The sequence below is a fragment of the Halobacillus sp. HZG1 genome (assembly GCF_035818575.1).
Lineage (GTDB): Bacteria > Bacillota > Bacilli > Bacillales > Halobacillaceae > Halobacillus > Halobacillus litoralis.
In genome coordinates this window covers 20890-38627 of sequence record NZ_JAYLVQ010000043.1, presented here as the reverse complement: position 1 = coordinate 38627, position 17738 = coordinate 20890, and the positions used below count along the sequence as shown (strand labels likewise).

The 17738-nt window shown below is 45.8% G+C and carries 22 protein-coding genes; 8 read left to right on the top strand and 14 right to left on the bottom strand.

Annotated features, from left to right (window positions below):
- Nucleotides 1-578: 578 nt before the first annotated feature.
- From VKA52_RS06845 to VKA52_RS06825, 5 genes are all read right to left on the bottom strand, one after another.
- Nucleotides 579-779 carry a PLDc N-terminal domain-containing protein gene (locus VKA52_RS06845; RefSeq protein WP_160912864.1) on the bottom strand — a complete coding sequence of 67 codons (201 nt, stop codon included), beginning with the start codon at nt 777-779 and terminating at the stop codon, nt 579-581.
- A gap of 64 nt (nt 780-843) precedes the next feature.
- Nucleotides 844-1251 carry a hypothetical protein gene (locus VKA52_RS06840; protein ID WP_160912862.1) on the bottom strand — a complete coding sequence of 136 codons (408 nt, stop codon included), beginning with the start codon at nt 1249-1251 and terminating at the stop codon, nt 844-846.
- 59 nt (nt 1252-1310) lie between these two features.
- The gene (locus tag VKA52_RS06835) at nt 1311-2015 is read right to left on the bottom strand and encodes a DNA alkylation repair protein (RefSeq protein WP_326314708.1); all 705 of its coding nucleotides are present in this window, start codon (nt 2013-2015) and stop codon (nt 1311-1313) included.
- 171 nt (nt 2016-2186) lie between these two features.
- Nucleotides 2187-3041: a patatin-like phospholipase family protein gene (locus VKA52_RS06830; RefSeq protein WP_326314707.1), complete on the bottom strand. Its 855-nt coding sequence runs from the start codon at nt 3039-3041 to the stop codon at nt 2187-2189.
- Between the two features lie 115 nt (nt 3042-3156).
- Nucleotides 3157-3306, bottom strand: coding sequence for an FbpB family small basic protein (locus VKA52_RS06825; protein ID WP_089654755.1), 150 nt, complete (start codon nt 3304-3306; stop codon nt 3157-3159).
- 110 nt (nt 3307-3416) lie between these two features.
- Here VKA52_RS06825 and VKA52_RS06820 point away from each other — a divergent pair, with 110 nt between their 5' ends.
- Nucleotides 3417-4589, top strand: a complete 1173-nt coding sequence (locus tag VKA52_RS06820) for an aminotransferase A (RefSeq protein WP_326314706.1) — start codon at nt 3417-3419, stop codon at nt 4587-4589.
- Nucleotides 4590-4660: 71 nt separating this feature from the next.
- Here VKA52_RS06820 and VKA52_RS06815 read toward each other — a convergent pair whose 3' ends face one another.
- Nucleotides 4661-4825: an aspartyl-phosphate phosphatase Spo0E family protein gene (locus VKA52_RS06815; RefSeq protein ID WP_160913784.1), complete on the bottom strand. Its 165-nt coding sequence runs from the start codon at nt 4823-4825 to the stop codon at nt 4661-4663.
- Between the two features lie 294 nt (nt 4826-5119).
- On the opposite strand from VKA52_RS06815, the gene lepB reads away from it, so the two are divergent.
- A complete protein-coding gene (gene lepB, locus VKA52_RS06810; RefSeq protein ID WP_326314705.1) occupies nt 5120-5641 on the top strand; it encodes a signal peptidase I in 522 nt (173 codons plus the stop codon).
- A 58-nt stretch (nt 5642-5699) separates the two neighbouring features.
- Here lepB and VKA52_RS06805 read toward each other — a convergent pair whose 3' ends face one another.
- The 3 genes from VKA52_RS06805 to VKA52_RS06795 form a co-directional block, all read right to left on the bottom strand.
- On the bottom strand, nt 5700-5843 hold the full coding sequence (locus VKA52_RS06805; protein WP_160913782.1) for a YvrJ family protein: 144 nt from the start codon (nt 5841-5843) through the stop codon (nt 5700-5702).
- 618 nt (nt 5844-6461) lie between these two features.
- Nucleotides 6462-6674 (bottom strand): DUF2922 domain-containing protein, encoded by a 213-nt coding sequence (locus VKA52_RS06800; RefSeq protein ID WP_326314704.1) that lies wholly within the window; start codon nt 6672-6674, stop codon nt 6462-6464.
- A 19-nt stretch (nt 6675-6693) separates the two neighbouring features.
- Entirely contained in the window at nt 6694-6918 is a 225-nt protein-coding gene (locus VKA52_RS06795) for a DUF1659 domain-containing protein (RefSeq protein WP_326314702.1), read from the bottom strand.
- A 508-nt stretch (nt 6919-7426) separates the two neighbouring features.
- Here VKA52_RS06795 and VKA52_RS06790 point away from each other — a divergent pair.
- The 6 genes from VKA52_RS06790 to VKA52_RS06765 all read left to right on the top strand — a co-directional run bounded on the left by VKA52_RS06790 (nt 7427) and on the right by VKA52_RS06765 (nt 12269).
- Nucleotides 7427-7936 carry a DoxX family protein gene (locus tag VKA52_RS06790; protein ID WP_326314701.1) on the top strand — a complete coding sequence of 170 codons (510 nt, stop codon included), beginning with the start codon at nt 7427-7429 and terminating at the stop codon, nt 7934-7936.
- Between the two features lie 113 nt (nt 7937-8049).
- On the top strand, nt 8050-8823 hold the full coding sequence (locus tag VKA52_RS06785; protein WP_326314700.1) for a carotenoid biosynthesis protein: 774 nt from the start codon (nt 8050-8052) through the stop codon (nt 8821-8823).
- Nucleotides 8804-9466 carry a lysophospholipid acyltransferase family protein gene (locus tag VKA52_RS06780; protein WP_326314698.1) on the top strand — a complete coding sequence of 221 codons (663 nt, stop codon included), beginning with the start codon at nt 8804-8806 and terminating at the stop codon, nt 9464-9466. The genes VKA52_RS06785 and VKA52_RS06780 overlap by 20 nt, the downstream gene beginning before the upstream one ends.
- Nucleotides 9467-9484: 18 nt before the next feature.
- Nucleotides 9485-10594: a glycosyltransferase gene (locus tag VKA52_RS06775; RefSeq protein ID WP_326314697.1), complete on the top strand. Its 1110-nt coding sequence runs from the start codon at nt 9485-9487 to the stop codon at nt 10592-10594.
- Nucleotides 10591-12063, top strand: a complete 1473-nt coding sequence (locus VKA52_RS06770) for a phytoene desaturase family protein (protein ID WP_326314696.1) — start codon at nt 10591-10593, stop codon at nt 12061-12063. The genes VKA52_RS06775 and VKA52_RS06770 overlap by 4 nt, the downstream gene beginning before the upstream one ends.
- A gap of 41 nt (nt 12064-12104) precedes the next feature.
- Entirely contained in the window at nt 12105-12269 is a 165-nt protein-coding gene (locus tag VKA52_RS06765) for a DUF4021 domain-containing protein (protein WP_160912839.1), read from the top strand.
- Nucleotides 12270-12312: 43 nt separating this feature from the next.
- Here the strand turns inward: VKA52_RS06765 and VKA52_RS06760 are convergent, their stop codons facing one another.
- The 5 genes from VKA52_RS06760 to VKA52_RS06740 all read right to left on the bottom strand — a co-directional run bounded on the left by VKA52_RS06760 (nt 12313) and on the right by VKA52_RS06740 (nt 17714).
- Complete coding sequence (locus VKA52_RS06760; RefSeq protein ID WP_326314695.1) at nt 12313-13539, bottom strand: MFS transporter; 1227 nt, start codon at nt 13537-13539, stop codon at nt 12313-12315.
- Between the two features lie 137 nt (nt 13540-13676).
- Complete coding sequence (locus VKA52_RS06755; protein ID WP_326314694.1) at nt 13677-14708, bottom strand: ABC transporter ATP-binding protein; 1032 nt, start codon at nt 14706-14708, stop codon at nt 13677-13679.
- Nucleotides 14705-15652, bottom strand: coding sequence for a C40 family peptidase (locus tag VKA52_RS06750; RefSeq protein WP_326314693.1), 948 nt, complete (start codon nt 15650-15652; stop codon nt 14705-14707). Before VKA52_RS06750 ends, VKA52_RS06755 begins: the two co-directional genes overlap by 4 nt.
- A 28-nt stretch (nt 15653-15680) precedes the next feature.
- Entirely contained in the window at nt 15681-16778 is a 1098-nt protein-coding gene (locus VKA52_RS06745; protein ID WP_326314691.1) for a dipeptide epimerase, read from the bottom strand.
- 15 nt (nt 16779-16793) lie between these two features.
- Complete coding sequence (locus tag VKA52_RS06740) at nt 16794-17714, bottom strand: S66 peptidase family protein (RefSeq protein WP_326314689.1); 921 nt, start codon at nt 17712-17714, stop codon at nt 16794-16796.
- Between the last annotated feature and the right edge of the window lie 24 nt (nt 17715-17738).

The following is a 17738-nucleotide window of genomic DNA, read 5'->3' as shown; positions in this document are numbered from 1 at the left end:
AGACTTTTGTTGGGTGGATCGGGCTGCGGGGAATAGCTCGCTTTCCGCGGGAGCGCGGTGAGCCTCCTCGGACTGCGTCCTGTGGGGTCTCACCAAGCACTTTTTTCCCGCAGGAGTCTCGCCATTCCCCTCCGCCCCTTTATCATAAAAGGTTCTCGAAACCACTACGATAAGGACAGCTCGTATGATTATTAGAAATGGATGAAAGAACGCCTCCCCTAGCACAGAAAAGCCTAATCCAGAGCGCTTTTCCCCCTAACAGTTGGATAGTAGAAGACCATCAAACTTGGTAGAGGGGTTCGTTACACTCATACGTCGAATGGGGTGGTTGGGAAGCTGCGAGACTCCCGCGGGAATGGATTGGCTGGCAAGACCCCACAGTGCGAAGCACGAGGAGGCTTGCCGTCATCCCCGCAGGAAAGCGAGTAGCTTCCCAGCCATCCCTGACGCTCAACCCGGGCAACGAACCCCGGAAAGTCTCGAAACTGAGTCTTCTGAGTCTTCTGAGTCTTCCACAATCCTGCCATTTAGTTTAATAACGAAGAGCGCAAAAAAAGAGCGGGAGGCCCGCTCTTTTTTTAATCATTTCTTATGATAAGATAAACAATCAGCCCGACTAAGGGGAAGAATAATGTTGCGATAAGGACAACGAGACTGTAGGCGGTGCTTCTTCCTTTGCGGACAGAATCACGATACGCCCATACACTCGTTAGAATATTCAATACCAGCAACCCGCCACCAAAGATCAGAAAAATGAGAAATAAGATGCCAATTTCCATGATGTTCCTCCTCTATTCCCGTTTCTCACCTATTCTACGATTCAGGAAAGAGAAAGTTTCAAAATCAAGCTGCTTTTCTTTTGCTTCGTTTCGATAAACGTACGTAGAGCTTACGCATCCACGTAATGGTAACGTAAACCAAACCGAAGCTGCTGATGGCGAGCAGACAGACCGACCAGTAGGAAGCGGGCAGCGTTGAAGTCGTATCAGACATGGCGTATCGATCGACAAGCTGAAGGAAGACCACTGCGAGAAGACTACTAGTCACATAGCTGGATAGAGTCTTCCAATGATTCAGCATCATCCATTCGATGACCGGCTTGACCACCCACATCAGGGACAGCATGAACAAAAAAACGAGCGAGAATTGAACATACTCAGGCTTCAGGCCAAAAACACCCAATAGATCATGATCAAGCCAGCTAATGGTCTCTTTTAAAAACGAGGGATCGAACCAATCCATAATATTCATCTTCTTCCGCTCCTTGTTCTTTTTGTACCATTATGAACAAGGTTCGAAAGGATTAAACTTCACCTTTCTAAAAGCTCTGGATGTTTGCTTTTCAGCCATTTCAATCCTTCTCTTCGGCTCAAAGGCCGCACTTCATTCCGTTCGAGGTAATCCATAACCGCCCGTGCATCCGTTTTGCTGTATTCACGAAGGGCCCATCCGATTGCTTTTTCAATAAAAAACTCTTTTTCATGCTTGAGGGCATCGATCGTTTCGAAAAGGAGTGGAGCATCTGTCTTTTCCTTATATTTCAACTGATGCAGGACGCTGGAACGTCTGACCCATAGGTGATCGGACTGTCTCCACTCTTCTGTGTATGGGCGAAGTTTATCTTCGTATCGAAGGAAGTAGCCCCCGCACAAAGTGGAAGCGATCATATCGACCGTGTCCCACCAAGGTTTCGTCATAAGCAGTTGCTTGTAAGTATCAATACTGTTTTCCGGTGCTTTTTTGATCCCTTTTTCAAGTAAAGCGAGAGCCGCGTAGTGACATTCTCTTTCCGGTTTCTCAAAAAGCAGAACCGCTGTTTCCAGACGCTCCTCTTCCGTGATATCTTTGTAGTTTTTCAACAATGGTGCGAGGATTTGTTTTCGCTCGGGGGCTTTAATTCCGAAGAAAGGGTAGTGATTCTTCATGTAGTTCTCCATAGGGATGCGTTGATCTTCATCTCTATGTTTTTCTAATTCTGACGTGACACTTTCACATATTTCAACAGGTCTGTTCATTCCCTCTCCTCCGTTTCTTTAAAAGGTGCACGTCTACGAGCAAGCACCCATCCATAAGGGCGCTTTTCATTTTTCCCCTCATCAAAAGAATGATGAGGGTACAAGCCATGAAGGTAACGGCAACCATGCCTATCAGCATCGTTCCCGCCTCCCTTTCAAACCATAAAGCCATCATCGTACTTGCAGGAAACGTTCCATTCTTGCAGCATGGGCTTCCGCTTCTTCATACCCTTGAGCATAAAGATTATGCAGACGATCACGGTTCCTTTCGATTCTGCTCACTTTCAAAGGCTTTAACGGTCGTATGACGAACGCCTCTCCATTTTGTTCTGCTTCCTTCACTTTCTGCAGCTGCTGATTATAACGAATATGCCTTTCCAGTAAAGCTTTGGCAAACAAAGGGAATTGCTTGTACTTACGGTTGAAGTACCAGCCGGCTTTCATCCTTCCCTTGATGTATCCATCGTTTCGAGTAAGAACGACGACATGCTTTTTGTTCCCGTCCCGTTTGGAAGCCTCCATGGGAATGGGGTCGGCAATACCTCCATCCATTAATTCCCTGCCGTCATACTGAATGCTTGGGGCAACCATCGGCAAGGAGCTTGAAGCGCGTATGACTTTCAGAAGGCTGTCCCTGTCAGGGAAGTGGTCGTAAAAGACAGGTTCTCCTGTTTTCATATCTGTCGTTCCGACGACAAAACGCGTTTTTTGTTGAAGGAACGTGTCATAATCGAACGGGACCAGTTGATTCGGAAGTTTATCAAATATGAAATCCATCCCAAACAACTGTCGTTTCGTAATCATCCTTTTGTACGATATGTATTCTGGATGCGCCCCGTATTCGACAATCACTTCATAATTCCTTCCCCTCTGTTTGGCAACATAAGAGCTGCCATTGCATGCGCCGGCAGATGCTCCGACCACATAGGGGATATGAATGTCTTCATCAAGGAAGAAATCGAGCACGCCCGCCGTATATGCGCCTCTCATCCCTCCGCCTTCAAGTACTAAACCGACATCATCCATAGGATATAAACACCTTCCTTTTTTCATTATTTCCTTTCTCTATATTCTGCCATTTTCTTTATGAAAAGTAAAAAAAGCAACCCGTTCTATGCGGTTGCTTTTTGGTGTGATATCATCAGTTTACATAAGCATCGGAATCGTTTTTTCTTGTATGTTTTTCATCTATTTGACGTTCGATTTTTTCGATTGCTTCCTGATCGTTCAACAATTGTCGCTTGTTACGATCCACTAAGTCTTCAAAGGAAATTCGTTTGTGACTTCTCATTATACAACTCCTTTCATGGGCTTATTTTAAATTATAACAAAATTCAACAAATTACACGCGATAATTGTTTGAACATTTTGTTAACTTTATGTAAAGAAGGAGAATACGTATTGGAAAACTTCATCAATCCCACAGTGAAGCAAATTGAAATATCAGGAATCCGCCGTTTTTTTAATATGGTATCCCACTATGAAGACATTGTGTCATTAACTATTGGACAGCCTGACTTCCCTACACCTCCCGCAGTGAAAGAAGCAGGGATTCAGGCTATCAAAGATAATCGAACGACCTATACGCATAATGCAGGAATGCTGCCTCTAAGAAAAGCCATCCAGCAGCACGTGAAAAGTTCTTATGGACTCGATTATGAAGCAGAAAATGAAATCATCGTCACCATAGGGGCTTCCCAGGCTCTGGATATTTCCCTTAGGACCATCATCCAGCCTGGAGATGAAGTGCTGTTGCCCGGGCCTGTTTATCCGGGATATGAGCCGCTCATCCGCCTGGCAGGCGGAACACCTGTGTTTATCGATACAAGTGAGAGCGACTTCAAATTGACGGGAGATCAGATTAAAGAAAGGATCAGTCCAAAAACAAAGGCTGTTATTCTGCCTTATCCATCAAATCCGACGGGAGTTTCTTTGACAAAAGCAGAGCTTGCCGGAATTGCGGATGTGATCAAAGAGCACCACCTCTTCTTGTTAGCCGATGAAATTTACAGTGAACTTGTATATGACCGTCCGCACACCTCGATTGCAAGCTTTTCCGATGTTCGCGACCAGGTGATTGTGATAAACGGGGTTTCGAAATCCCACAGTATGACCGGGTGGAGGATCGGGTACCTGCTTGCCCCTTCCTGGTTATGCCGTCATTTATTGAAAGTTCATCAGTACAACGTCTCCTGCGCAACTTCGATCAGCCAGTACGCGGCCCTTGAGGCTTTGACAAATGGAAAGAAAGAGGCTGAATCGATGCGTGATGCATATAAGGAAAGAAGAGCATTCGTCATCAGCCGTCTCAAAGAAATGAACCTCTCATTTGCTCAGCCTGACGGAGCCTTCTATGTTTTCCTCGACTTTCCGCTGAATGGAAAATCCACGTTCGAGCGTGCCGTGCAGCTCGTGGAGGAAGCAGGAGTAGCTCTTGTACCAGGGGATGCTTTTTCAGAACATGGGAAAGGTTATATGCGCATGTCCTACGCCTACAGCATGGCTACATTGGAAGAAGGGCTCAAACGTTTGGAAGACTTCATCTCAAAAGAGAGAGTTAGAAAGGAAACGTAATCAGCTTTCCATAAGGGGCCTTGAAATACAGCCATAAAAAGAACTCATGGGTGCAGGTCCCATGAGTTCTTTTAATTCGGCTTATTTTTTTGTACTTCATTCAAAAGGGCATCGAGTTGTTGACTGACCTTGACAGACTCGGGACTGGATAACCCTTTTTCAAACGCCACTCTTGTCATTTTCTTTCGCAAATACTCTAATTCAGCAATACGAGGATCCTTGTCGGCCACTTGCATTATCGACTACCTCCTGACTTGTTCTACCTTATTGTACACGATTTATAACAAATGGAAAAGAATGTGTGTTCGTATCCAGATCTTGCACGAAGAAAATTATCTCAATTTTCTATACTTTTGTAAAGACAATCGGCAAAGGTACTCATATTTCGACAGAGAGGGATAAAATAAGATAGAGCCTATAAAGAAAGTTTACAATTTCGTAAAAGCCTCCCCTCGTACCTTTTCTTTCCGTAGCTATATGGTAAAATTAAGGATGAGATATTCTATGTTCATCTAGAAAGGAAGATGAGTTTGTCTGAGCAATCCAAAAAAGAATGGTTGGAATGGTTGAAAGCCATCGCTGTTGCCATTACTCTCGCATTTATATTACGAACATTTTTCTTTGCCACATCCATTGTTGAAGGCGCCAGCATGGACCCGACTTTGAAAAACGGGGAACGCGTCATGTTTAATAAGATCATTTATTATGTAGATGAACCTGAACGCGGGGATATCGTCATCATTGAAAGACCAGTAAAAAGTTATGTGAAACGAGTCATCGGCCAGCCGGGAGATACGGTGGAGATCAGTAATCATGAATTGTATGTAAACGGTAAGGAGCAGACCCAGGAGTACTTGACGGAAGACGCTGCGTCAGCCACGAGAGATTTCGGACCCATCGAAGTTCCAAAAGGGAAGTATTTCGTTATGGGAGATAACCGTTCCATCAGTAAAGACAGCCGGAATGGACTCGGTTTTGTCGAGGAAGAAGAAATCATCGGACGTACCGAATTAATCATCTATCCATTCAATGAATGGGGACTAACAAAATAAACACAAGAACGACCCGCCAGTCATGACTAGCGGGTCGTATGTTCTTCTCGTTTAAGTTTCATTTAGTCGGCACGATTTTCTCCGGCAGTTGATGTAGTGTTTCAATCAGTTGATCTAGCTTCCCTTCTACCCGGTGCAGCAAGTAAAACGTCACCGCTACAGGGAAACCAACATCCGCTAAAATCGAAATCCACGCATCCATCCCCATCCTTTCACCTCTTCTCCTGTATTTTAGATAAGTTCCTTTTCTTGAAGACTCAGTTTCGAGACGGTTGTGTGGTTTTAGTGGCTCCGGGAAAAGGTTCGCTTTCCATGGCGGGCGGTGAGCCTCCTCAGGCTACGCCTTCCGGGGTCTCACCTGTCCCACACGTCCCATAGGAGTCTCACCGTTTCCCCTCCGCCCTTTGCCATGGGAGATTCTCGAAACCACTACTAAAAGTCAGCTCGTTTGATAATGGACAGTGGATAATTACAACACCTCCCCAGCACGTAAGAGCTTAAATTCAGAGTCTTCACACCTCTAGCAGTTGAATAGCGATAGGCTACCCAACTTGGTACAGGGGTTCGTTTCCCCCCTCCCCCTTCCATCGAAAGGTATGTTTGGGAAGCTGCGAGACTCTCGTGGGAGATAGGACGGTGAGACCCCATAGAACGTAGTCCGAGAACGCACTCCCGCGGAAAGCGAGTTATTCCCTGCAGCCCCATCCACTCCATAAAAGTCTCGAAACGGAGCCTCCCAGATCCTGCCACACCCATGAATAACTGATCATGGGTGTTTTTGCTAAAAAGAGCCGCTACTTTTGGATAGCGGCTCTTTCATTTAGATGGTAATATCGAAGACGTTGCGTTCGACGATACGTGCTTCTTTCTTCTCAACAAGGTCTCCCCCGTTAGAATAGAAGCAATTATGGGCAAGAATGGCGTCCATCGCTGCATTGACCTGGGCAGGATCGACAGGCTCTACTGGATCATCCAGGCTGATCGTTATGGTTTTGCCTTCTTCATTTAAAAATTTCAACTCCAGCTTTTTCATTTACTCTCCTCCTTCGAAATTATGATTCCGTCAAAACTGAGCGGTCATCACGAGCGATATCAACTAAAATGTGCTGCTGTAACGGAGATACAGCGATCGATACTTCATGCAATTGTTCATCAGTGGCATCTGTTTTAATGTTGTTGAAAGATTTTCGTTTGAGGATCATGTTTCCGTCTTCATCTGTTCCTGTTGAAAAGACAAGCTGCAAGCGACTATCTACTTTTAAAGTATTTACGGCCATCTGCTTCACCTCCTCTCACTTCTATAATCGAAGGAGAAGAGAAAAAAGTGTCAATGGTTCGCGTTTTTTTATAATAAAAGTCTCTGATTAAAAAAAGCGTCAGGGGAAGGAACCTGAAGTGGCTCCTTCCCCTGACGCTTTTTCATTAAGTATCAACCGTTATCAAAAATCGTTAATCCTATGAGTCCTAACATTACAATAATACTTACAAAAAACATGACAATCTCCATCTCTGTTCCACCCCTCTTTCCTCTCTATCATAGCAAATATTTAAAGCGTTTGCTTTGGTAGTCCCCTAATCCTTGAATATTTTTATCTTTCCCTGAAAAGTAAATAGAAACACTCCATTTTTCACATTCCTGACATAACAAATTGAACAGATTGTGAAATAGTGAACAATTTATGGATAAACTTACCTCCTACACTTATACTTGAATTGTAAGAAAGAAACCTTCTTACATGACATCATGTGAAATGGTGAACAATCTTTTAATAAGGAGTGATTAACATGTTGAATGAATTATTACGAAACAACAAGATCGTTGCAATGATCCTGACCGTCTTCCGCGTATATCTGGGGTACACCTGGCTGACCGCCGGCATCGGAAAAATCACGGGCGGATTTGAAGTGAGTGGTTTTCTGAATGGAGCGATTGCGAAAGCAGAAGGAGCACATCCGGCTGTCCAGGGCTGGTGGGCCGCGTTCCTTGAACAATTCGCCTTACCAAACCATGAGTTTTTCGCTTTCCTTGTCATGTGGGGAGAAGTTCTCGTAGGGATTGCACTTATCTTAGGATTATTCACGAACGTAGCTGCTTTCGGTGGCATTCTCATGAATTTCGCTTTCTTATTCAGCGGAACAGTCAGCACAAACCCGCAAATGGTGCTGCTCACAATCTTTATCCTCGTCGCCGGGGCCAATGCCGGTCGCTATGGATTAGACCGCTGGGTTGTACCAATGCTTAAAAAACAAGGAACCAAACTCCCTCACAGAAGAGGAAGGCTTGCCCATCAATAATACACCAAGCCCTATGGATCGCTCATAGGGCTTTTTTCGTTTATTTTACTTTCGGATGAGGTATGATGATTTTATACATAAGTTTCAAAAATCGTATTGGAAAGAGGTGTCCTATGGCAACGTATATCTTCCGTTTTTTTATTTTTTGGTACATATGCGGAGTGTTTTTAGTAACGTTCGACTGGCTTCCCCCTTGGCTTGAATGGGCGAACAGCGTTTTTTTGATAACCGCCGGGGTCGTGGCTGGGATTTATTTTATGAAGATGTACGGCGTTTGGCGTGGAATCATCTACAGCCTGATCATTATTGTCGTTAGTATCTATGTGGAACACTTGGGTGTGAAATACAATTTCTTATTCGGAGCCTACCATTACACAGAAAACTTCGGATTGAAAATTGCGGATACACCGATTACCATCGGATTCGCCTGGCTTTTAATCATCGGATGTTCCCATGAGTTGGCAAGGGTGTTGTCGAGTGGATGGAATCCTTGGACGAGCCGGTTCATTTTCGTTGTTACCGGTGCGTTAGCTGCGGTGACCATGGACCTTATTCTCGATCCGGTTTCTTTCAAAGTGAAAGAATATTGGATTTGGGAAGATCCTGGCTTTTATTACGATATCCCGTTTTCCAACTTCTTTGGCTGGTTTGTCCTGGCTGCCCTGTTTCACCTCATTTTCCTGTTCATGCATCGGGACATGGAAAATCGAAGCGTTCCCCCTTGGCCAGGGAGGATGGTCCTGACGTTCGGCCTAATCATCTTCCTGTTTCTGTGCATTGCGTTTACCGGCCAATTATACGGGGCGATTATGTTCGTGAGTGCTCTTACCCTATTATGGTATGGCTTGTATTTTTGGAGGAGATCAAATGTTTCAACCCGCACGTAAAACGTCATGGATCGAGTGGGGATTCACCCGCTTCAATCGGTTGTTTTTAAACTATCATTTCAACCACATTAAAATTCAACATCCATCTTCTGTACCTGATGAGAAGACTCTGTTTCTTATCAATCATTCAACATGGTGGGATCCCCTTTTCATCTTTTATATCAACGATCGACTTGTGAAATCAGACGGCTATGGCATGATGCATGAAGAAGGCATCGAGCGCTTTCCATTTTTCAGGAGAATTGGAGCATTTTCTGTGAATGGCGAGGATCGCCGTCACCTCGTGCAATCCTTGCAATACAGTACCCGTTTGCTTGAGGAGGGGAGAACGGTGTGGATCTTTCCTCAGGGGAATGAACAGCCACTCGAGAAAAGACCGCTTGAATTTTTTTCAGGAGTCAGTTACCTCACCCAGCGTTGCCCGGACATCAATGTCGTGCCTGTTTCCCTATACTATGCCCTTGAGCACACGAAAAAGCCGAATGCCTACATACGGCTGGGAGAAACCCTCCCTAGAGAGGACTACGGGACACTCTCCAGAAAAGAAAGAACACGGTATTTTGAAAACAAGGCCACCCAACAGCTGGATGAATTACGCATGGACGTCATAGAAGAAAATCTTCACACCTTTAAAAAGTTGTAAGAGAAAGGAGGATACGTCATGTCATTCTTTTTTATCGTCTTCATCATCACGATCGTTTTGAATGTGTGGACCATTGTTAACAGCTTCTTCCTCTACCCATTATCAGCCAATAGAAAGCTCGGAGAAACGCCCTCCGTTTCGCTGCTCGTACCGTTAAGAAATGAAGCGGACAATGTGGAAGGATTGATCCATTCCCTCCGCGCGCTTACCTATCCTGATGTGGAAGTGATCCTGCTGGATGATCATTCGGAAGATGGCACCTTCGAAAAATTGAACGAACAGGTCAGAGATGATGGACGCTTCACGATCATTCAGGGTAAGGAGCTGCCTGAAGATTGGAACGGCAAAGTCCATGCCTGTCACCAGCTCTCACAGGCTGCCAATGGTGAGTATTATTTATTCCTGGATGCTGATGCGCGTGTCGCCCCTGGCATCATTCAACAAACGCTCGCCATGATGCAGGAGAAGAAGGCGAGCATGTTAAGCGGATTTCCGAATTACCCGAATGCCAACTTTCTCAGTCATATGCTCGTCCCGCTTCAGCATATGGTTGTGCTGCTTCACCTTCCTTTATTCGTTGCCAACCGGACGACGAAGCCGATGTTCACCGCTGCTTGCGGGATTTTTATTATGATTGATCGGAAAGCATATGAAGCCATCGGAGGTCATGGATCTGTCAAAAGCTCTCTTGTCGAAGACGTACATATTGCTAGAGAAGTGAAAAAACACGGATACAAGATGATTCTCGCTAACATTACAGAATCGGTCCTTTCCTACATGTACGACTCAGGTAAAGAGACATGGGAAGGCTTTAAAAAGAATGTGTACACAGGGATCGGTCGATCTGCTGGCATGGTCGTATTTTTGACTATATTCTATGCGGTTGTGTTCTTAACTCCCGCCGCAATCGCGATCGTTGGACTCGTAACCGGAGATTATGCCTTGGTTCTCCCCTATCTTTTGACGGTTGCATTCAAAATGTATGTGGATGCAAGGACGGGGCATCCCTTGTGGCTGTCCTTCCTTTTACCAGTAGCTGTGGTACTGTTGATAGCCATCATGGTGGCATCGATGTTCGTTCATAAACGAGGAGAAAAATACCAATGGAAAGGGAGGTACTATCAATGAAAGTGGCCATCATCGGAGGTGGACTCGGCGGATTATCGGCTGCGGTCACCCTCGCTAAGCACGGAGCTGATGTACGGCTGTTCGAAAAAAACGATCATTTTGGCGGAAAAATGATGAGCGTCGACGAAGGTGGATTTCATTTTGATTTTGGTCCCAATACGATTACGATGCCTGAAGTGTTTCAGGACGTCATCCGGCAGGGAGGACTCAATCCGCGGGAAGAGCTTCCTTTTGCGAAAATCGTCACACATACGAGAAATGAGTTTCACGATGGGACGACCTTTGATTTTTCCACAGACCAGGGATATATGAAACAGCAGCTTGGAAAGGTAGATCCCAAAGGGCATGTAATGTATGAAGACTTTCTTATAGAAATCGAACGCTTGTACAACCTGTCTCAAAAGCACTTTTTACACCGGACCTTCAATGGGTGGACCGACTACCTTTCCCCCACCCTTGCGAAAAGCATGACGAAGGTACGTCCGCTTGAGTCGATGGATCACTTTTTCAAGCGGTATTTTTCAAACCCGAAAGTGATTCAGGCCTTGAACCGCTATTCTACCTATATCGGCTCCAATCCTTATCAAGCACCAGCCACGTTCAGTATGATCGCCCATCTTGAGTGGAATGATGGGGTTTACTTTGTACGTGGGGGCAACACAAGGATTGCGGATCGGTTCGTTAAAGCGGCTGAGAATGTCGGGGTACGGCTGTACAGTGGAACCAAAGTCACTCGTATCCTTCACGAAAATGAAAGAGTGACGGGTGTAGAAACAGGTGACGGCGAGCGTTTCGAAGCGGACCATGTGATCTTGAATGGCGACCTGCTCCATGCTGTACCGGAGTTGGTCGATCCAGAAGCGAGACGGTCAATGAGCGATCGAAAGCTGAAAGGCTACGACCCGTCTATTTCAGCTTTTGTCATTATTGCAGGCCTGGATACGAAACTCAGCCGTTTGAAGCACCATCATTTGTTTTTCTCAAGCGACTATAAAAAAGAATTCCGTGTGCTAAAGAATGGCTATTACGCCGATGATCCCACGATTTATATCTGTACTTCGTCCAAATCCGATTACTCTGTCTCCACTCAAGGGGATAACTGTTTCATCCTCGTCAACGCTCCCGCTCTCAAGCAAAAAGGCGGGTATGACAAGCACGCCTATAAAAACCACATCTATGATCGGCTCGAGGACGCGGGCGTGCCCGTCAAGAGTCATCTCCAGGTCGAAAAAGTGTGGGATCCCGCTGACATCCACAATCATTTCGGCGCCTATCGCGGATCCCTGTATGGACCTTCTTCCAACCGAAGGTCCCAAGCCTTCATGAGGCCTTTCAACAAATCCCAGGACCTTGATGGTCTCTGGTTTTGCGGAGGTAGTACGCACCCGGGCGGTGGATCTCCGATGGTCGTCCTGAGTGGTCAAAACGTGGCCAACGAAATTCTCGGAAAGATTGTCCAAGTCGAATAACACCTCCCCTTTTCAGGCAAGCTAAAACAGGAGGTGTCGGAATGGAGAAGAATACCAAACGCAACAAACCGCGGAAAGAAGAAAAGCAGCCGAGGAATCCCATTACGAACGACCTGGGTGTCGATCAGGATGAACAGGCGATGAACGGCGATTACGGGATGCTTGAAACGGAAGAAGAAGATCGTCTGCATGACCGTAAAAAATAAAAAAAGAGGGAAGCATAGCGTCGCGTCTATGCTTTCCTCTTTTTTATTCCTTAAGATGTAAGGTTTCATCCATTCTGAATAGGGATAGGATTCCAGATAAAATCGGGAGCGCCCCCACCAACCCGATGGCCCATGGAACAGATAAGACATCCGCAAAGACTCCTGCAAGAATCGCTCCGAACGCATATCCGCTGTCACGCCAAAAGCGATAGATCCCCATGGAAGTGGCCCTCCATTCCGGACGCGCAACATCACTGATCGAAGCAAGGATCGTTGGATAAACCATCGCCGTGCCGATGCCTAAGAAAAGGGAACCGGCCAGCCACATGGCGTATGTTTGAACGATGAGAATAAACCATAGAGAAAGCCCTTGAAGGAACATTCCTGAAACAATCAGTTTCTTCCTGCCTATTTTGTCACTCCAAATGCCTGTGAACAGTTGAAAGAATCCCCAGGACGCCGGATATATGGCGACCACTGTGCCTACCTGTCCGACACTGAGACCACCAGCACTCAAGAAAATAGGAAACAGTCCCCACGCCATGCCATCCTTCAAGTTCGTCGTAAGACCAGCAAGACTGTTGCTGGATAAGTTTTTATTCTTCCAAGTCGTTTGCAGGAAGACTTCTTTTGTAGATGAAGCATCCGTTGTGTTTTTCTTCACTCGTTGGCTTTGGACATACTTTTCTGTGTCCTCTGCGAACCATGATAGGCAAAAACCTGCGATAACGATGACAATCCCGATATAGAAAGGTTCCGGTGTGAGTGAATATTGAGAAGCCACGTACCCTGAAACAGCAGCCATGACGGCGACACCAATGTACCCGGCAAATTCATTAAAACCGACGGCCAAACCTCTTTGTTCTGGTTTTGCAAGGTCTACTTTCATATTGACGGTCATCGACCACGTCAGGGCCTGGTTCATCCCAAGAAAGATGTTTGCCACGACGATCATCCACCAGGCTTCCGCGAAGATAACAAGGAGAGGGACAACCAGACCGAACGCCCAACCACCTAATAGCACGCGTTTCCTCCCCCACCGATCTGCCATGGTTCCAGCGAAAAAGTTCATGATTGCTTTCGAAAAACCGAAGCTTACGATAAAAGAAAGCGCGGCACTTGTAGAAGCTATTCCGTAAACTTCTTCACCAATAGTGGGCAGAATCGTGCGTTCTAATCCAACCATGGACCCCACAAAGAAATTCACGAGTACGAGGAGGGAAAAAGAAAAGATGTTTTCCTTTACGCCTGTCTTTATGATTGGTTTCATTTTATTCACCTGCTCACTTCTCTACTGATTCTACCATGTTACCACGCGGGGTATTAATATGAAAATATTCCTTTGAAGGAGTTTCGAGTTTTCTATTCTTTTTTCAAAAAAAAGCATGCCTCTTGAGGGGCATGCTTTTAGAACGACCGAATATTCACTTTCATTTCTTCCTTCTTCTTTTTTCTTTCGGATGGGCCGACGACTGTATCATCATACAAGTGACAGGCGACTTGGTGACCTTCCCCGACTTCCTGCCATACAGGAGCTTGATCGCTGCAAACATCCATCGCGAAAGGACAGCGCGTCCGGAATACACAGCCACTAGGAGGGTCGATCGGGCTTGGTATTTCTCCCTCAATAATCACTTGTTCCCTTTGATCTTCGATATCCGGGTCCGGAATAGGAATGGCGGATAGAAGAGCTTGGGTATAGGGATGAAGAGGATGATCATATAACCGGTCACTGCTCGTTAACTCGACTAAGTGACCGAGGTACATGACACCAATCCGATCCGAGATATGCTGCACCATAGAAAGATCATGGGCAATGAACAGATACGTCAGGCCTTTTTCTTCCTGAAGCCGCTCCAGTAAATTGACCACCTGCGCTTGGACCGATACATCCAGGGCAGAAATCGGCTCATCTGCGATGATGATTTCAGGGTCGAGTGCCAATGCGCGTGCAATGCCAATCCGCTGTCGCTGTCCCCCACTGAATTCGTGAGGGTAACGGTTGGCATGGTCACGATTCAATCCCACTTCTTCAAGCAGCTCGTAAACACGTTCCATCCTTTCCTTATCGGAAGAAAAAAGACCGTGTATTTCCATCGGTTCAAGAATGATTTCGGATACGGTTGAACGTGGGTTCAAGGATGCATAAGGGTCCTGAAAAATCATTTGCATCTGTCGTTTTAAATGAAATTGTTCTTTCGGTGTACGGTCGTGGACACTCTTCCCTTCAAAAAGGACTTCTCCACTTGTTTTTTCGTAGAGGTTCATGATCGTGCGCCCTGTTGTCGACTTCCCACAACCGGACTCTCCGACAAGTCCAAGCGTCTCTCCTTTGTACAAGTCAAAGCTGACACCATCGACAGCTTTCAAAGATTTTCCTTTCCCCATCTTAAAATGCTTTTTCAGATCTTTCACTTCAAGGGTCTTGTGCAGGCTCATGAGGATCCCTCCGTCTCACTCCAGTATCTTCTTGCGACACATAACTCTTTTTCGTATACGGTTCCTTCCAAATCAATGATTTCAATACTCTTTCCAACGTTGGGTGAATGAAGCATCTTGTTGTCCCCGTAGTAAAAACCGACGTGATGGATGCTCCCTTTTCCTTCTTCGTAAGCAAAGAACAGGAGATCCCCCATTTGAAGATCGTTCAAGGGCACGTTTTTACCACCTTTGGCTTGATCTGTCGCATCTCTTGGAATTTCGTAGTGAAAGGCTTTATGGATGTTATAGGCAAAGCCTGAGCAGTCGTATCCGAAAGCACTCATTCCTCCCCAAAAATAAGGAAGCCCTACGAATGCTTCTCCTGAACGGATGAGGTCTTTCCCGGTTCCTTTTGCTTTTTTATCCTCTTTCTTTTGTACCAGAACGTCTTCTGAAACAAAATACCCGACCCCATCCGGATAAAGAACTTTGACTAAGGTATCGTTTTCCTCGATGACAGGAAGGGACGTTAGATAACTGACTTCCATAAGCGCTTCTTCTGCTCCATTGTAAAGCCACGCTTGCTTCTTATGTACAACCGCCCACTTTTCAGAATGCCAGTCCGCTTCCTTTGGTTTGACCAGCTGACTTACAGGAATATATCCAGGATAGCCCCGTTTGTCTTTCATGGAAGCCTGGGAGGGAACGACGACTTTTGCCCAGTCAGCCACCCTCTCGTCAATCCAGACTTCTTCGCCTAACAGCAGTTGGGATTGGACAAGGTTCTCATCACACAGTTCCCGCTTTTGATCGTCATCCAATACCTTCAGCCAATCTTTCATAGAAGCTGATGCCTGGAGTGAAATTTGATCCGCTTCCCTGGGAGAATCAGGTGCTGTCCAAAGAGTAGCTACAGGAACGCGCACCACTCTCTTCTCATGGTTTTGATTTGTATGTGTCATCCATTGACCTCCTTGGATAGATTTATTTTTATATGTTCACCGTCTGTTCGGTATTAACGTTGACCAGCCCCAACCCGTCACCTTCCGAAAACGTAAGCCGGGCTTTATCATACTGGACTCCTCCTACAATCGGGTCTTCTGTCAGCATCAACGGGGCATCAAAGTCAATCCTCGTGACATTGTTTTGACTTGCTGCAAAATGAGCGGCTGCCGTGATTCCGAGCTTTGTCTCAATCATGCTGCCGACCATGCATTCCACTCCATAGGTTTCAGCCAGATGATTGATTTTCACGGCTTCATGAATACCCCCGGATTTCATTAGCTTGATATTAATCAAATCCGCGCTCCGTGTTTCCAATATCCGCTTTGCATCAATTGGACTAAAGACACTCTCATCAGCCATGATCGGTGTGTACGTATGATCCGTGACTTGTTTCAAACCTTCGATGTCATGAGCATGGACAGGCTGTTCCACCAACTCTATAGGAAGATGACAGTCTTCCATTCTCCGGATGGCTTGGATGGCTTCTTTCGGCGACCACCCTTGATTCGCATCCAGCCTGATCCGTACCCCTCCACCTAGCCGTTCGTGGATGGTCTGTATCCGTTCCACATCTTTTTCTATCGTATCTTTTCCTACTTTCACCTTTAAGACCTTAAACCCGTTGCTGACATATCGGGCAGCGTCATCCGCCATTTCTTCGGGCTCATTGACACTGACCGTATAATCGGTTTCCAACTCGCGCTTCGATCCACCAAGCAATTGATAGAGTGGGAGTTGATAGATTTTGCCTAAAAGGTCATGTATAGCTAGATCCACCGCAGCTTTAGCACTGGTATTCCCAATACAGGAGCCGTGGAGTTTTTTGAAAATATCCTCTCTATACGTGATGTCCTCACCCAGAAGAGCCGGTGTGATGATTTTATTTATCGTGTGAGCAATGCTTGTTAAACTCTCCCCGGTAATGACAACCGTTGGCGGAGCTTCTCCCCACCCTGTAGTCCCATCCTCCCCCGTCACTTTCACGTAAATGGACTCTGCTACGGTGACCGTGCGTAAAGCCGTTTTGAACGGGGTATGTAAAGGAACCGCTACCGGATACGTTTCAATCGACTGTATTTTCATGCTCCTCCACCTTTCTTAGTAGACACCGGGTTGGATCATCAGGGATTTCTTATGACTGGATAACACGGCTTCTGTTCCCAATGGAATACTGTAATGGGGCAGACAGTGGCCAATCTTAAAACCGGCCAGCACCGGTTTATTCAATCTGGAAAAGTAGTCCTCATAAACCTGCACCAAAGATAGACTGTCTGTGTTTTCTTCTATTTCTGTCCCACTAAAGTCTCCGAGGATGATTCCGGCCGCATCTTCGAATTTGCCTGCCAATTTCAATTGATTGAAAAAAGAATCCAAGCGATAGGGTTGCTCCCCGACGTCCTCCATAAAGAGTAATTTCCCTTTTGTTTCAATCTCGTATGGGGTGCCCATTGTATTGACAAGTAACGAAAGGTTTCCACCCACCACTTCGCCTGATGCTTCCCCTTCTGTAATCACCTCTAAAGGAGAAAGACCCTCGTTGTAATGAATCACGTCAGGTTCAAACAACTGCTGAAACATTTCTTTTGATTCTCCATCAAAATCTTCTTTTCCAACATCCGAACAAAGCATAGGCCCATGAAAAGTGACCAGTCCTGTCTCCTGTCGAATAACGGTATGTAAACATGTGATATCACTATAGCCCCAGAAAATTTTAGGGTTAGCTTTCACCAGTGCGTAATCAATCGTTGAAACAATCCTTCCTGTTCCGTAACCGCCACCTGCACAAAAGATGGCAGAAACCTCCGGGTCTTGAAACATGTGATGGAAGTCTTCCAACCTTTCTTCATCATTTCCTGCTAGATAGCCATGTTTTTTCTTCACATGAGCTCCCAGTTTCACTTTCAAGCCTAAGCTTTCCAAAAAAGAAAGGGCTTTGTCTAAGTTTTTAAGATTCGGAGGACTTGCCGGGGCTATGACCCCGACCGTATCCCCCGGGTTCAACCGTCCCGGTTTTATCATCTAAGTTCCTCCAATGAAGGAAAA

What these genes read in the sequence shown, in the direction of transcription:
- VKA52_RS06745 (WP_326314691.1), bottom strand. Translation starts at nt 16,778, where the DNA reads ATGAAAATACAGTCGATTGAAACGTATCCGGTAGCGGTTCCTTTACAT.
- VKA52_RS06765 (WP_160912839.1), top strand. Translation starts at nt 12,105, where the DNA reads ATGGAGAAGAATACCAAACGCAACAAACCGCGGAAAGAAGAAAAGCAG.
- VKA52_RS06770 (WP_326314696.1), top strand. Translation starts at nt 10,591, where the DNA reads ATGAAAGTGGCCATCATCGGAGGTGGACTCGGCGGATTATCGGCTGCG.
- VKA52_RS06795 (WP_326314702.1), bottom strand. Translation starts at nt 6,918, where the DNA reads ATGGCCGTAAATACTTTAAAAGTAGATAGTCGCTTGCAGCTTGTCTTT.
- VKA52_RS06740 (WP_326314689.1), bottom strand. Translation starts at nt 17,714, where the DNA reads ATGATAAAACCGGGACGGTTGAACCCGGGGGATACGGTCGGGGTCATA.
- VKA52_RS06805 (WP_160913782.1), bottom strand. Translation starts at nt 5,843, where the DNA reads ATGGATGCGTGGATTTCGATTTTAGCGGATGTTGGTTTCCCTGTAGCG.
- VKA52_RS06785 (WP_326314700.1), top strand. Translation starts at nt 8,050, where the DNA reads ATGGCAACGTATATCTTCCGTTTTTTTATTTTTTGGTACATATGCGGA.
- VKA52_RS06825 (WP_089654755.1), bottom strand. Translation starts at nt 3,306, where the DNA reads ATGAGAAGTCACAAACGAATTTCCTTTGAAGACTTAGTGGATCGTAAC.
- VKA52_RS06775 (WP_326314697.1), top strand. Translation starts at nt 9,485, where the DNA reads ATGTCATTCTTTTTTATCGTCTTCATCATCACGATCGTTTTGAATGTG.
- VKA52_RS06815 (WP_160913784.1), bottom strand. Translation starts at nt 4,825, where the DNA reads ATGCAAGTGGCCGACAAGGATCCTCGTATTGCTGAATTAGAGTATTTG.
- VKA52_RS06750 (WP_326314693.1), bottom strand. Translation starts at nt 15,652, where the DNA reads ATGACACATACAAATCAAAACCATGAGAAGAGAGTGGTGCGCGTTCCT.
- VKA52_RS06835 (WP_326314708.1), bottom strand. Translation starts at nt 2,015, where the DNA reads ATGAACAGACCTGTTGAAATATGTGAAAGTGTCACGTCAGAATTAGAA.
- VKA52_RS06840 (WP_160912862.1), bottom strand. Translation starts at nt 1,251, where the DNA reads ATGAATATTATGGATTGGTTCGATCCCTCGTTTTTAAAAGAGACCATT.
- VKA52_RS06790 (WP_326314701.1), top strand. Translation starts at nt 7,427, where the DNA reads ATGTTGAATGAATTATTACGAAACAACAAGATCGTTGCAATGATCCTG.
- VKA52_RS06755 (WP_326314694.1), bottom strand. Translation starts at nt 14,708, where the DNA reads ATGAGCCTGCACAAGACCCTTGAAGTGAAAGATCTGAAAAAGCATTTT.
- VKA52_RS06800 (WP_326314704.1), bottom strand. Translation starts at nt 6,674, where the DNA reads ATGAAAAAGCTGGAGTTGAAATTTTTAAATGAAGAAGGCAAAACCATA.
- VKA52_RS06780 (WP_326314698.1), top strand. Translation starts at nt 8,804, where the DNA reads ATGTTTCAACCCGCACGTAAAACGTCATGGATCGAGTGGGGATTCACC.
- VKA52_RS06760 (WP_326314695.1), bottom strand. Translation starts at nt 13,539, where the DNA reads ATGAAACCAATCATAAAGACAGGCGTAAAGGAAAACATCTTTTCTTTT.
- VKA52_RS06845 (WP_160912864.1), bottom strand. Translation starts at nt 779, where the DNA reads ATGGAAATTGGCATCTTATTTCTCATTTTTCTGATCTTTGGTGGCGGG.
- VKA52_RS06830 (WP_326314707.1), bottom strand. Translation starts at nt 3,041, where the DNA reads ATGGATGATGTCGGTTTAGTACTTGAAGGCGGAGGGATGAGAGGCGCA.